The sequence below is a fragment of the Nocardia sp. CDC153 genome, assembly GCF_035818515.1.
Classification (GTDB): domain Bacteria; phylum Actinomycetota; class Actinomycetes; order Mycobacteriales; family Mycobacteriaceae; genus Nocardia.
Window position 1 is genome coordinate 470045 of the sequence record NZ_JAYKYU010000006.1, and the last position, 13187, is coordinate 483231.

General features: G+C 66.9%; 14 protein-coding genes. 7 read left to right on the forward strand and 7 right to left on the reverse strand.

Features of this window, described 5'->3' with window-relative positions:
- The first annotated feature begins 58 nt into the window (after nucleotides 1-58).
- Both VMT65_RS32525 and hpnE read left to right on the forward strand, forming a co-directional pair.
- Nucleotides 59-1612, forward strand: a complete 1554-nt coding sequence (locus tag VMT65_RS32525; RefSeq protein ID WP_326312626.1) for an LCP family protein — start codon at nucleotides 59-61, stop codon at nucleotides 1610-1612.
- A gap of 83 nt (nucleotides 1613-1695) precedes the next feature.
- Nucleotides 1696-3084 (forward strand): hydroxysqualene dehydroxylase HpnE, encoded by a 1389-nt coding sequence (gene hpnE, locus VMT65_RS32530; RefSeq protein WP_326312432.1) that lies wholly within the window; start codon nucleotides 1696-1698, stop codon nucleotides 3082-3084.
- Nucleotides 3085-3249: 165 nt separating this feature from the next.
- Here hpnE and VMT65_RS32535 read toward each other — a convergent pair whose 3' ends face one another.
- Nucleotides 3250-3909, reverse strand: coding sequence for a TetR/AcrR family transcriptional regulator (locus VMT65_RS32535; protein WP_326312434.1), 660 nt, complete (start codon nucleotides 3907-3909; stop codon nucleotides 3250-3252).
- Nucleotides 3910-3974: 65 nt separating this feature from the next.
- On the opposite strand from VMT65_RS32535, the gene VMT65_RS32540 reads away from it, so the two are divergent.
- Both VMT65_RS32540 and VMT65_RS32545 read left to right on the forward strand, forming a co-directional pair.
- Nucleotides 3975-4994, forward strand: a complete 1020-nt coding sequence (locus tag VMT65_RS32540) for an oxygenase MpaB family protein (RefSeq protein ID WP_326312436.1) — start codon at nucleotides 3975-3977, stop codon at nucleotides 4992-4994.
- A gap of 4 nt (nucleotides 4995-4998) precedes the next feature.
- Nucleotides 4999-6324, forward strand: a complete 1326-nt coding sequence (locus tag VMT65_RS32545) for an oxygenase MpaB family protein (RefSeq protein ID WP_326312438.1) — start codon at nucleotides 4999-5001, stop codon at nucleotides 6322-6324.
- Nucleotides 6325-6328: 4 nt separating this feature from the next.
- On the opposite strand, the gene VMT65_RS32550 is transcribed toward VMT65_RS32545, so the two are convergent.
- The 3 genes from VMT65_RS32550 to VMT65_RS32560 all read right to left on the reverse strand — a co-directional run bounded on the left by VMT65_RS32550 (nucleotide 6329) and on the right by VMT65_RS32560 (nucleotide 8426).
- Nucleotides 6329-6676, reverse strand: a complete 348-nt coding sequence (locus VMT65_RS32550) for a hypothetical protein (RefSeq protein WP_326312440.1) — start codon at nucleotides 6674-6676, stop codon at nucleotides 6329-6331.
- Between the two features lie 160 nt (nucleotides 6677-6836).
- A complete protein-coding gene (locus VMT65_RS32555; protein WP_326312442.1) occupies nucleotides 6837-7478 on the reverse strand; it encodes a LysE family translocator in 642 nt (213 codons plus the stop codon).
- A gap of 174 nt (nucleotides 7479-7652) precedes the next feature.
- Nucleotides 7653-8426, reverse strand: coding sequence for an SDR family oxidoreductase (locus VMT65_RS32560; RefSeq protein WP_326312444.1), 774 nt, complete (start codon nucleotides 8424-8426; stop codon nucleotides 7653-7655).
- A gap of 58 nt (nucleotides 8427-8484) precedes the next feature.
- Here VMT65_RS32560 and VMT65_RS32565 point away from each other — a divergent pair, with 58 nt between their 5' ends.
- Nucleotides 8485-8847, forward strand: coding sequence for a winged helix-turn-helix transcriptional regulator (locus VMT65_RS32565; protein WP_326312446.1), 363 nt, complete (start codon nucleotides 8485-8487; stop codon nucleotides 8845-8847).
- Between the two features lie 25 nt (nucleotides 8848-8872).
- On the opposite strand, the gene VMT65_RS32570 is transcribed toward VMT65_RS32565, so the two are convergent.
- Complete coding sequence (locus VMT65_RS32570) at nucleotides 8873-10879, reverse strand: APC family permease (protein ID WP_326312448.1); 2007 nt, start codon at nucleotides 10877-10879, stop codon at nucleotides 8873-8875.
- A gap of 174 nt (nucleotides 10880-11053) precedes the next feature.
- On the opposite strand from VMT65_RS32570, the gene VMT65_RS32575 reads away from it, so the two are divergent.
- Complete coding sequence (locus tag VMT65_RS32575) at nucleotides 11054-11836, forward strand: GntR family transcriptional regulator (RefSeq protein WP_326312450.1); 783 nt, start codon at nucleotides 11054-11056, stop codon at nucleotides 11834-11836.
- 46 nt (nucleotides 11837-11882) lie between these two features.
- Here the strand turns inward: VMT65_RS32575 and VMT65_RS32580 are convergent, their stop codons facing one another.
- Nucleotides 11883-12176, reverse strand: coding sequence for a hypothetical protein (locus VMT65_RS32580; protein WP_326312452.1), 294 nt, complete (start codon nucleotides 12174-12176; stop codon nucleotides 11883-11885).
- Nucleotides 12177-12323: 147 nt separating this feature from the next.
- On the reverse strand, nucleotides 12324-12497 hold the full coding sequence (locus VMT65_RS32585) for a hypothetical protein (RefSeq protein ID WP_326312454.1): 174 nt from the start codon (nucleotides 12495-12497) through the stop codon (nucleotides 12324-12326).
- A 417-nt stretch (nucleotides 12498-12914) separates the two neighbouring features.
- On the opposite strand from VMT65_RS32585, the gene VMT65_RS32590 reads away from it, so the two are divergent.
- Nucleotides 12915-13145, forward strand: coding sequence for a DUF397 domain-containing protein (locus VMT65_RS32590; protein WP_326312455.1), 231 nt, complete (start codon nucleotides 12915-12917; stop codon nucleotides 13143-13145).
- The last annotated feature ends 42 nt before the right edge of the window (nucleotides 13146-13187 follow it).

A 13187-nucleotide genomic window follows, 5' to 3' on the forward strand; every position in this document is an offset into this window, starting at 1 on the left:
AGCCCGCCCGCCCACAGTCCGTCGCCCTCGTGGCCCATCACGGGGGCGGCGGGCCGTGATGGCCGGGCGGGTGGTGATGGTGTTGGTGGCGGTGGGGGTTTTGGTGGGGACGGGGGCGGGGTGGCGGCAGTATCACCGGGAGTTGAATGGGTTGACGGTGTCGGGGGTTAGTCCGGAGGGGCCGAAGTCTTCGGGGAAGACGCAGAATATTTTGATCATGGGGTTGGACAGTCGGCTGGATGAGCATGGGAATCCGTTGCCGCAGGAGATGTATGACGCGTTGCATGCGGGGGATGACAGTGAGGGTGGGTTCAACTCGAATGTGCTGATTTTGGTGCATATTCCGGGGGATGGGTCGAAGTCGACCGCTATTTCGATTCCGCGGGATGATTATGTGACGCTCGATCCGGCGGCGTGTGCCAGCTCGCCGTGCAAGGGGAAGATCAAGCAGGCGTACGGGTTCGCGTATGCGCGGGCCAAGGACAAGTTGCAGGCGGCGGGGGTGAAGGATGCGCTGGAGTTGGATCAGCGGTCGCGGGATGCGGGGCGGTTGGCCGAGAGCAATACCGTCAGCAAGTTCTTGGGCAATGTGCCGGTCGACCACTTCGTCGAGGTGACGCTGGCCGCGTTCTTCCAGATCGCGCAGGCGGTGCAGCCGATTACGGTGTGCCTCAATGAGGACACCTCCGACAGCTATTCCGGGGCCAATTTCAAGAAGGGCAAGCAGCAGATCGACGCCTCGCAGGCCATGGCCTTCGTGCGGCAACGGCGCGACCCGGATCAGCCGCTGTTCACCGACCTCGATCGGACACGGCGTCAGCAGGCGTTCATCGTGTCGCTGCTGCGGCAATTGCAGGACAGCGGAACACTCAGCAGTCCGAGCAAGCTGCGCAATCTGCTGGACATCGCCAAGCAGAACACCGCCATCGACAAGAATCTGGACCCGGTGTCGTTCGCGCAGCGGGCATCGGCGCTGTTCAATGACGGGGTCTCGCTGTACACCTTGCCGGTCAAGGACTTCGGGACCGATGACGCCGGGGAATCGATCAATATCGTTGATACCGACGAGATCCGGGGAATCGTGAAGAACCTGCTCTCGCCCGGTGACACCGCGGCGGCCACGACCACCACACCCGCGCCCACCACCACGACGGGCATCCCCGCCGCCACCGGCGTCGTGCTCAATGTGGTCAACAGTTCCGGCCAGACCGGTTTCGCGGCCAGGGTCCAGGAAGCCCTCGTCACCCGCGGATTCACCCGCGGCACGGCCTCCACCGGCAGCGCCCGCGACACCACGACCCTCACCTACGGCACCGGCGCGGACGCCGCCGCCAATGCGCTGGCCGCCCAACTCGGACTCACCGCCGTTGCCTCGCCCGCGGTGGAGGAACAGACCATCCAGCTCACCCTGGGTGCCGACGCCAACACCGGACCGATCGCCAATCTGGTGGCCGACCAAGCCGATCCGAGCACCTCGGCCACCCGCAGTACGACACCTACCACCTCGACCACCCCACCCGCACCCGTCTCGGCCACCGCCTCCGGAACCAATGCCCCGGCCGCCACCGACCTCTCGCAAATGGACACCGGCGGCATTCCCTGTGTGAGGTAAGGGAATTCGCTCCTGCGACAAAGCGCCGCGGCGTAGCTTGCTAGGTGCGTGGACTGACGCTGATCGGCTCGAGGGAGTGCGCGATGGATGATCCGCGACGATATGTGGTGATCGGCGGGGGATTGGCGGGCCTGGCGTCCGCGGTCTGGCTGGCCGAGGCCGGAAAGCGGGTCACGCTCTTGGAGCGGCGGGGGCGGTTGGGCGGGCGGACGCATGCGCTGGAAGTGCCCTCGCTGCGCGACATTCCCGACAACGGGCAGCATGTGATCGCGAGCGGATACGACCATTTGTTCCGGTATCTGACCAGCGTCGGGACGCGCCAGTACGTGACGTTCCCGCAGCGCGGGGTGCTGCGCTGGCCGGGTGGACGCGTGGTCACCATGGGCACCAAGGGATTTCCCGCCGTGCGCGCGCTGTTCGGCGCGCACCCGGACGCGAGCGTCGGCGACCGCGTGCGCGCGGCCACCGCCACCCTGCGGCTGGGCTGGCAGTGCCTGCGACAGCCGGGCGATCTCGCCGACCTCACCACCGACCAGTGGCTGCGCCGGGTCGGCATGCCCGACACCGCGCGGGAGGCGCTGTGGGACTGGCTGGCACTCGGCATCGCGGCCGAGCCGGTGCGGCAGGAGTCGGCGAAGGTGTTCGCCGACGTCATGGCCACGGGAATCCGGTTGGGCGTCAAGCACTTCCGGCCGGTGACGATCGGCTATCCGACCACGGATCTGGACACGCTGTTCGTCTCGGGAGCCGAACGCGTCTTCGAGCGGCACGGCGTCGAGGTGAAGTATCGCGCGGTGGCCCGGCGCATCCGCATCGAGGAGGGCGCGGTCACCGGTGTGGTCCTCGCCGACGGCGACGTCGAACCGGCCGACGCGGTCGTCTGCGCGGTACCCAACTCGTATATCGGCGGACTGCTCGACGAGCTCCCCGAGCACGACGAAATCTATTCCGCCGCCGACAAACTCGGCTACACACCGATCGTCAGCACCAACCTCTACCTGGACCGCCCCCTCGGCACGCGGGCCGCCATGGAAGCGCTCATCGGCGGCGCGGGCGTCATCGACGAGGTCTTCGACCGCCAACGCATGCACGGCCGCGGCACCCTCAACGGCTGGCTCTACTGCCTGACCACCAGCGGCGCGTACGAACAGATACACAAACCACATCACGAGGTCGTCGACGAACAGATGTCCTTGCTGCGCCGGTACTACCCCGAAGCCCGCGACGCGAAAGTCCTCCACGCCCAGGTGGTTCCGATGCCGCGCGCGACCTTCTCCCAGGTGGTCGGCACCGAGCGCTTGCGCCCCAGCCAGCAGACCTCCGTCCCCACCCTCGTCCTGGCCGGAGATTGGACCCGAACCGACTGGTCGGCCACCATGGAGAGCGCGGCCCAAAGCGCCGCCCGCGCCGTCGACCTCCTTCTCGCCCTCCCCGCCACCCGCCCCACCGCCGAGTCCACAACCCGCGGTTGACCTTCCGCGAACCCGCGGCCCGTGGCGATCGTTTGTCGTACCGCGATGTGCGATCCGAGTGGTCGCGGACCATGGTCGAGCCGTAGGGCTCGGCGGGGAGCGACCGTGTGAGATCGCGGCGGGTGGTTGGCCCACCACGGCTGCGCGATTGACCGTTCGGTCGGATTACTCGCGTTCGGCTCGCGGTCGTGGTTCGCGGAAGAAGTTGAGGATCAGGCGGGTGAGGTCGGCGAGGAAGCGGTCGCGGGGGATGGGTGGGGCGTCGAGCAGGTAGCGGATGGTGAGGTGTTCGACGGCGCGGACCAGCATCCAGGCGGCGGAGTCGGCATCGATGTCGTCGGGGATGGGGTAGTGGCCCATCGACAGGGCGACTCGGGACAGCTCGCCGATCTGTTGTTCGAAGGCCACCACCGGGCCGTCGGCGGCGAGTCGGGGTGTTTGTTCGACGACGGCGCGCAGTAGTTCACGGTCGTTGCCCAGGGCGTCCATCAGGTACGAGATGGTTTCGGGCACAGACACTTCCGGCGGCTTGCCGATATTCGACAGGACACGCGCGCGGACGCGGTCGGCGACATCGCGGGTGTAGCGTTCGATCACCGCGGCTACCACGGCGTCCTTGTTCGGGAAGTACTGGTACAGCGACCCGGGGCTGATATTCGCCGCCGCGGCAATGCGATTGGTGGAGGCCCCGTCGTAGCCGTGGGTGATCAGCACCTGCTGTCCGGCGTCGACGATCCGGGCCACCATGGCGCGCGAGCGATCCTGCTGCGGGGTCCGGCGCGGGGGCGTCGCGGGTGTCTTCGGGGTGCGGCGTTTCGATGTCATGGCGTTTCGGGGCAGATTCGGAATGCGAATTGAATGCGAGCATTTATTCGTGTCAGCGTGGAAACATGGTGTCACAGAGCGCAATGGCGCGCCATCCCCGGCAGGATCCGGTGCCGCTCGGGCCGGACTCGTTGACCTGGAAGACGTTCGGCTCGCTGTACTTCCTGCCCAGTGCCCTGTTCGTCGGCATGGTGCAGAACATGCATCCGGGGCTGGGTGCGGGCGTGGAATTCCATTCCGAGATCCAGGACGAGTTCTATCAGCGGATTCTGCGGTCGCTGTATCCCATCTACGGCGTGGTCTTCGACGGTGATCGCGCCGAACGGACCGCACGCGAGATCGTCGGGTACCACCGCGATATCAAGGGCGTCGACGGGCAGGGCCGCCGGTATCACGCGCTCGACCCCGGCACCTTCTACTGGGCGCACGCCGTGTTCTTCGTGCAGAACCTGCGCGCCGCCGACCTGTTCATGGGTGGCCTGAGCGAGGCCGAGCGCGAACAACTCTGGCGCGAGCACTACCGGTGGTACGAGCTCTACGGCATGAGCATGCGGGTGGTGCCGACCAGTTGGCCCGAGTTCCAGGTGTATTGGCGCACCATGTGCCGCGACACCCTGGAAGCCACCCGGGCGGCCCGGGATGTCTTCCGCCTGGTCGACACCGTGCCGGTGCCGCCGTTCCCGATCGTGCGCAGACTGCCGGAACCCTTGTGGGAGTATCTGCTTCGCCCTGCCGGCGCGCACTTCTACAAGTTCGTCACCATCGGCCTGTGCGATCCGGAAATCCGCGCCACCATGGGTTTCGCGTGGTCGGCGCGCGATCAGCGCCGCTTCGAACGCCTCTGCCGCACCCTGTCGGCCATGAACGCGGTCACGCCGGACGCCCTCAAATACTTCTTCCCGCGCATTCACGCCGCTCGCCGTCGCGTCGCCGGGAAACGCCCGGCCTGGCTGGCCCCACCCGAGGCACCCGAAATGCTGTGGCCCGCACCCGAACACCGTGCGGAGGGCAAACACTACTGCCCGGTCCACGCCGACCGCGGCACCGACTCCCTCACCAGATTCCGCCAGCTGACAGGTTTTTGACGCCATGACCCACGGACTCGAAACCGGCACGCACCCTTACGACTACTACTACCGCCCCGGCCTGCCGCTGCGCCCGCCACCGCCTCGCGCCGTGCCCTCGGACCTGTGGTTCGCACCGCGAAAAGCCATGCTGGGACCGTGGATCGACGTCCGCCGCGAGCCGGTCGACACCCCGCGCACACGGCTCATGGCCGACCACCTCTGGCAGGGTGACGAGCCGATGGACGCCTTGGTCGCCGCCTTCGGTCGGCTCGGTTCGGCGGGCGGTCGCCGCATGCTGAACCAGGCCCTCGCGCACGGGATCGACAGTCTCGACGATCCACTGCCGGAGCTGGTGGATCTCTTCGCCCGCCTGGACAATCCGCCGGACTGGTACGACCCCGACCTGTGGGAATACGGCCGCCAGCGCTGGATCAACGTGTCTCTCGCCGGGAAGATGGCGATGGGGGTCCAGGACTTCATGGGGACCTTCGTCGGCGCGGAAGTCGCGTCCGCCGTGGGGCAGACGGGGCGCTTCGTCAAGGATCCGTACCGTCGCGGCCTCGAATCCTCGGTCTGGTTCCGCAGTGTCACCGCACCGCGGGCGCTGGAACGGAGCAATCCGATCTTCCACGACACGATTCGCGTTCGCTTCATGCACGCCCAGGTCCGCGCCATGCTGCGGCGCACGTGGGGCGATGAGCATTTCGCCCAGCACGGCAATCCCATCTCCAATGCGACGACCATGGGCGCGGCCGTCACCTTCGGCATCTCGCCGATCTGCTTCGATCATGTGCACGGTCGCCGCTGCACCACACGGCAACTCGACGCCGTCATGCACTACTGGTCCTATATCGCCTACGTCTTCGGTGTGGCCGAGGAGCTCATCCCGCGGTCGGCCGCCGAGGGCATGGAACAGGCCGACTACATGGTCGCCACCGCGGGCGTGGCCCCACGGTGGACCGCGAACATGGCCGGTGCCGCGACCCGCCGGTTCACCGACTCCACCCTGACCGGACGCCTCCAAATCGCCGCCACCGCACCGCTCTTGGGTGCCCTCGCCTACTACAGCAGCGAGCCTCTGGTCCGCACTCTCACGGCCGACACGCCCCTGCACTCGGTACCTCTACGACCCTTCACCCGACTCGTCGGCATGGCCGCGAATACCGAGGTCCGCGTCCGCGCCCTCGACGACCGCCTCCCGGGTGCCCGCTCCCGCATGACCCGGCGAGCCCGCCACATCGACCCGATGTGGGACCGCAACACCCGCCTGGCCCGCTATCTGGCAGCCCGGGTCGGCATTCGCGGCACGCCATTCGACCACCACGACTCGTCCGCCTGCCCGGTCTGAGCGCTCACCCCTGGGTGGCGACGATGCTCAGGTACACGACCATCAGCGTGAACAGAAACCAGCCCACGCCCTGCCAGATCGGCCACGCCCGGCCATCCCGCCACGCCCGAAACGCGATCACCAGCGCGGTGATTCCGCCGACGAGCAGAATCCCGCCGGGCACCAGCCCGACCACCACGCGGGAGGTGGCGTCGCACATCATCGCGGAATCCAGGCACCGCGACCGCGAGGAAGCCCACACTACGACAGCGACCCCGCCGAGTATCGCCGCGCCGAGCACGGTCAGAACATACTGCGTGGCGTGCCGCAGCATCGATGGGTCGTTCCACCGTTTCTCCACGTCGTTCACCATCGGTCCCACCTCCTCACCTCGGCTATACCCCCTTCGCGCGCCCCGATACCACCATGATCGACCTCACCCGATCCGGCTGCCACGCCGAATCGACGACCGATCGCGGCGTTTCGGCCTGGCATCGACAGAACTGGGGTAGGCCAGAGTCGGCCGGTCCGAGTCAGCGCGCGTCGGCAGCGAGCCCGATACCGAGGCCGACCAGAATGGCGGCCAGCGCCCGCTCGATGCGGCGGCGAATTCCGGTGCGGCGCAGCCACTCACCGGCACGGTCCGCGGCCAGCACCACACCCACGCACCAGGCCGTGTCGAGCACCAGTTGGATCGCGGCCAGGATGAGAACCGTCGGTAGCACCGGGCCGCTCCCGGGTAGGAATTGCGGCAGGATGGTGAGCCCGAACACCGCGGCCTTGGGATTGGCGGCAATGGAAACCAGCGAGGCCCGGAACGCGGCGGCCGGAGTGCGACCGCCCGGCAGCGCGGACGTCAGCGCCGCCCCGAAGGCGTCCTCGCCGCGCGCCCCACGCCAGGCCTGAATTCCCAACCAGATCAATACGACCGCGCCGAGCACATGAATCCCGATATTGAGAATCCGATTGGCGACCAGCAGCGCGGACAGCCCCGCCCCGCCCGCCAAGGTCCAACCGAACACCCCGATCTCATTCCCCGCCACCGCAGCCAACCCGGCCGCCCGCCCATCCCGCACCGAACGCTGGAGAAACAGCGCGGTGGCAGGCCCTGGAATCGCGGCCAACACCAAGCACGCGAGGGTGAATGCGGGCAGAACCTGAATCCAATGCGGCATAAGGCCGATGCTGTCACGCCCCCATCCACCCTGGCCAGCGAAATTCGCCCCGAACCCCAACTTCGCACCCTCGAACCGCGCGTCGCCACGGCACGCCGTGCGGCCGTGGGGTAAGGATCAGCCCCGACCGATACCCGTGCCGTGCGCGGCGCGGTGATGCTGGCGGGCCGAGAATCAGGGTTGGGCCGCGGCGACGTAGTCCATTCCGCCGACGTAGATCGTGTGGCCTAGGGGGTCGGGGGAGGTGGTGGCGTTGGCGACGGCGGTGGCGAATTCCTCGACGGTGGGGAGGTCGCCGTGGTCGCGGCGGGCGGTGACGGCGTCCGGATCGCGGCGTTCGAGGAGGCGGACGATAATGGTGCCGTCGATCATGTCGCCGGAGACGACCGTGAAACCGATTCCGCGGGTGGCGAATTCGTCGGTCATGGCGCGGAGGGCGTCCTCGCCCGCGCGCTTGCTGGCGGCGATGGTCTCGTAGCCGGGCGGGGCCTCGCGGGTGGGGGAGAAGTGCGCCTGGTGGCTGGTGACGAACACCAGGTGCCCGCCCGCCGGGAGATGCGGCAGGGCCAGGCGGGTCACATGGGCTTGCGCGTCGCGGTTCAGCAGCATGGCGTAATCCGGCGCGGCATCGCGCTCGAGTCCGCCGGAGGCATTGAGCACCAGCACATCCAGCCGCCCGAACTCGGCGATCACCGAGTCGATGAGGGCGCGGGCGCTGTCGGCGTCGGAGATGTCCGCGCCCGCGACCGAGGCGCTGCCACCCGTCGCGATGATCTCCGCGGCCAGAGTTTCCGCGCGTTTGCGCTTCTCCCGGTAGTTGATCACCACATGGTCGCCGCGCGCCGCCAGCACCCGCGCGGTTTCCGCGCCAATGCCCCGGGAAGCGCCGGTGATCAGCACGATTCGCCGTTGCCCGCCCGGCTTGCCGCCCGCTTCCGCCACTGCCATACCGCTACCTCCGGCCCGATCGAGTGCTTCTGATTTAGAATCACTATGGTGGTTCGAAATGAGAAGCGCAAGCCAGCCCCCGCCCGCGAACAGCCGCGCCGACGCCTCGGCCACACCCCTGCTCGCCGCCATGGACCTGCTCGGTCAGCGCTGGATACTCCGGGTCATCTGGGAACTCGAACCCGGCCCCCTCGGCTTCCTGGAACTGCGCCGCCGCATGGGCAACTGCTCGTCGAGCATGCTCTCGGTCCGCCTCCAACGCCTGTCCGAAGCCGCGGTGCTGGAAAAGAAGCCCGACAAGTCCTACGAATTGACCACTGCCGGACGACAACTGGCCGAAGCTCTGCAACCGGTCTGGAAGTGGTCCGAACGCTGGGCCGACAACCTCGAACACGCCGGCGACACCGACGAGGTCTCCTGACGGTCGCGGCGCGTCGGAGACGGATTCAGGCCGCGTCGCCGGAGCCGGTGATGCCGCGGCGGACCTCGCCCGCGGTGTGTTCGATGCGCAAGGTGTCGCGGCTGCGGGAGGAATGGAGCTGCCAGGGCACGCTGGTCACCATGACGCCGGGCTCGAAGAGCAGGCGGGCCTTCAGGCGAAGCGAACTCTGGTTGTGCAGCAGGTTCTCCCACCAGCGTCCGACCACGTATTCGGGAATGAAGACGCTCACCACGTCGCGCGGCCGCGACTTGCGTTGGCGTTTGATCTCCTCCAGCACCGGCCGCGTGATCTCCCGGTAGGGCGATTCGATGACCTTGAGCGGAATCTCGATGTGGTACCGCTCCCAGTCGCGGGCGAGATCGCGGGTGTCGGCGTCGTCCACGTTCACCGTCACCGCGGTCAAGGTGTCCGGCCGGGTGGCGCGCGCGAACTGCAGGGCCCGCTGGGTTGCCTTGTGCCAGCCCGAGACCAGCACCAGGGCGTGCACCCGCCCGGGCAGCGTCTCCAGATCGTCGGGGTCGATGGCCAATTCGCTGCGCACCGACGAATAGTGCCGGTGGATCAGCCACATGATCGCCACCAGAATCGGTATCGCGATGACCACCAGGTATGCGCCGTGGGTGAACTTGGTGATCATGACGACCACCAGCACCACCCCGGTGAAACACGCCCCGAACGCATTGATGAAGCGCGCCCGGTGAATCCGCAACCGATCCTTGGTCCCCTCGGCCCGGCGCAACTCCAGGTTCCAATGCCGCACCATGCCCGTCTGGCACAGCGTGAACGAGGTGAACACCCCGAGGATGTAGAGCTGAATCAACCGCGTGGTGGACCCGTTGAACGCGTAGATCAGCGATCCGGCCACCACCGCCAGCAGGATGATGCCATTGGAGAACGCCAGCCGGTCACCGCGCGTGTGCAGCTGCCGGGGCATGTACCGACGCTGCGCGAGTATCGAATTCAACAGCGGGAACCCGTTGTAGGCGGTGTTGGCCGCCAGGATGAGGATCAGCGCGGTGGTCACCATCAAGTAGTAGAAGGCGATGCTGTGCCCGCCGAACACCGCCGCCGAGATCTGGGCGATGACGGTCTTCTGCGCGTCGGTCTGGCAGTTGCCCTCGAATCCGATGAGGTCGCAGGCGTTCTCGACCACCCGGGTCTTGGTGATCATGGCCAGCGCCGTCACCCCGGAGAACATGGCGATGGCGATGACACCCATGGCGGTCATGGTCCGCGCGGCATTGAGCGCCTTCGGTTTCCGGAACGCGGGCACCCCGTTGGAGATCGCCTCCGCACCGGTCAGCGCGGTACAACCGGACGAGAACGCCCGCAGCAGCAGAAAGGCCACGCCCGCCGTCGACAGCCCGACCTGTTCGGCGCGAATCTCGTAATGCGCGCTCTCGGCGACCGGCGTATGCCCGAGCAGTGTCTGTCCCAGCCCGACCGCGATGAGGACGAACACCCCAAGAATGAACCCGTAGGTCGGAATCGCGAACGCCCGCCCCGATTCCCGCACCCCGCGCAGATTCATGGCGGTCAGGAACACGATGAACGCGATATTGATGGCCACCCGGTACGGATTCAGATCCGGCACCGCGGAAATGATGTTGTCCACGCCCGCCGCCACCGAGACCGCCACGGTCATCACGTAGTCGACCAGCAGCGCCGCGGCCACCACCAGCCCGGGCAGCGCCCCGAGATTCTCCGCGACCACCTCGTAGGACCCGCCGCCGGACGGGTACGCCTGCACCACCTGCCGATACGACAGCGCCACCACGGCCAGCAGCACCACGACCCCGCCCGCCACGATCGGCGTCAAATGCAGGTACGCCAGCCCGCCCAGGGTGAGGATGAGCAGGATCTCCTGGGTCGCGTACGCCACCGACGACAATGGGTCACTGGCGAAAATGGGCAGCGCCAGCCGCTTGGGCAGCAATGTCTCGCCGAGCCGATCGCTGCGAAACGGGCGTCCCAGAACGAGGCGTTTGGCTACGTCGATCGGTGAAACCACGCTCGGGAGCCTAGGTGCGAAATCCGTATGAATCCGAACCCCATGCCGTATGGATTTCGTAAAGATACCTAACGGTTCTGTGCTTCTTCGTGCGCCTTCGAAGACTTGTGCGGTTGACCCAACAACCACCTAGACTGTCTGGGACGTGAACAAGATTTGTGGAGAGGTGACACGATGGGAGACCGGACGGTCGTCGCCGACGTGGCCGATGAATTGGCGCGCCGCGTGGCATCCGGGGAGTACGAGCCCGGTGGTCTGATGCCGTCCGTCCGCCAGGTCGCCGACGAATTCGACCTGAATCGCGCGACGGCGCAATTGATTCTGGGTCGACTGGAGTCCTACGGCTTCGTGGACGCCTACCGCGGCAAGGGTTTCGTCATCCGCGATGTGCGCGCCGAGGGCGGGGTGGATGTGTACCGGCGGCTGTTCCGGCTGTCCATGCCGGATCCGGAACTGGCCGCTGAGATGTTCGGCCATATCGTCGAGGAGGAGCGCGGCATCGCGCTCGAGGCGCTGCTGGCCTACACCGGCAGCGAGCGTTCCCTCGATCCGGCCGAATTCAAGGACGCGATCGACGAACTGGAAACCCTCGCGCGCAGCGCGGAACCGGATCCGCATCGGATGCTCGCCATCGAACTCGGGCTGCTGCGCCGACTGTTGACCGCGCTCGGGCACTCGGTGCAGCGCGCGGTGCTCAACTCGATCGGGGAGATGGTCCTCGAGGTGCCGGAGGCGGTGCAGGCGTACTTCGCGGTTTCGCCCGATCTGCACGTGCTGGTGTGGCGGGCGCTGGTCGCGGTCTGGGAGTCCGACGGCGGTCCGAGTCAGGCGCAGCTGGCGCTGTTCGAGGATCTGTTCGGCATGTACCACCGAAAGGTGGTGACGCGCTTCGAGGAATTGGTGGGCGCGGCCGGTGTCGACTCCGACGAGGTGGCCGGGCACGCGGCAACCGCCTAGGGCCGACCGGTCGGTTTCGTCTCAGACAACCCCTCTGGACAGAAACTCACGACCCGATGACCGCGTTCATGATGGTCCCCGCGCTGGTCGCGACGATCCCGCCGATGAGCGCGCCCGCCACCTGCTTGGGCGCCTGCACCGGTCCGCCGCTCCACTTCTCCCAGGCGAAGCGGCCACCGGCGTAGGTGATGGCCAGGATCCCCGAGAGTAGGACGAACCAGGTGAAATAGCGGACCAGCCGGAGTAGTTTGTCGGCGACCGGGGGTGTCTCCGGTGTCGGATTGAATACCTGCGCGTGCTGAATCTGCGTCAGCAGTTCGTGGGTGGCAGTAAGAATCATCTCGGCGCTCTTCCACGTGTCGGCTCTTCTCCATCCGGAGTACCCGCCACACCGCTTGGCGCGCAAGGGTCTTGGTGCCTTCGGGAGCCTTCGCGCAAGACTCCTCACGCGCGGCGCGCGAACGCAACCTTGCGCTCGACGCGCCGGTCAGTCCACGTCGTTGTCCGCCGACAGATACGCCACCGCGGCCAGATACTGGCGGCAGGCGAAGTGCTGATCGTGGGCGCGAAGTATGGTGCGGGCCTGGCGATAGGTGAGCGAGCGCGGCTCGACGGCGCAATCGCCGCTGTCCGCCGCGGTCTCGGTGGAACGGACGAGCATCTGTGTCATTGGATGCCTCTGGCCGATAGGGGTGGATGGTGCACCGAGTTTAGGGTTCCGGCTCGTGCGGATGCAAGTACATCTGCACGCTCGCACATGGTGTCGGATGGCCGATTGCTGGTGGCGAATAGGACATTTCGCCGTCACGTGACTTATCGGGCCGATAGTTCGGGGCCAATCGGGCGAAGAGGACCGACGGGCCGGAATTGTCTGGAAACCTTCGCAACTTCGCTTGGTGTTTGCGCCTTCCAAGATCAAATCTGTTGCGTTGCAAAGGATGTGCCGGCTCCGAGCCATCGATAGCGGGCAATCTGCGTGCTATCGTCGTGCTTGCGGTTGCAACTGTAAGTACACCTGATCGAACATTTGCAAGTACTGGGACCACCGTCTGCGGGCGGTACTGGCAAGGAGTCGGAAATGACGGACATCGCGGCAATCCCTTTCGATCGCTCTAATCTGTTGTGGCGCAAGAGCACCTTCAGCAATCCCAGCGGAAACTGCGTGGAGCTGGCCCCCCTCGCCGACGGGCAGGTGGCGGTGCGCAACTCCCGTGACCCGGAGGGCTCGCTGATCGTCTACACGCGGCCGGAGATCGATGCGTTCTTGCGCGGCGCGAAGAGCGGAGAATTCGACGACCTCGCGCGCTGAGCGGTAGCATTGGCAATCGGCGCGGTGGTTCGCGACAGACGG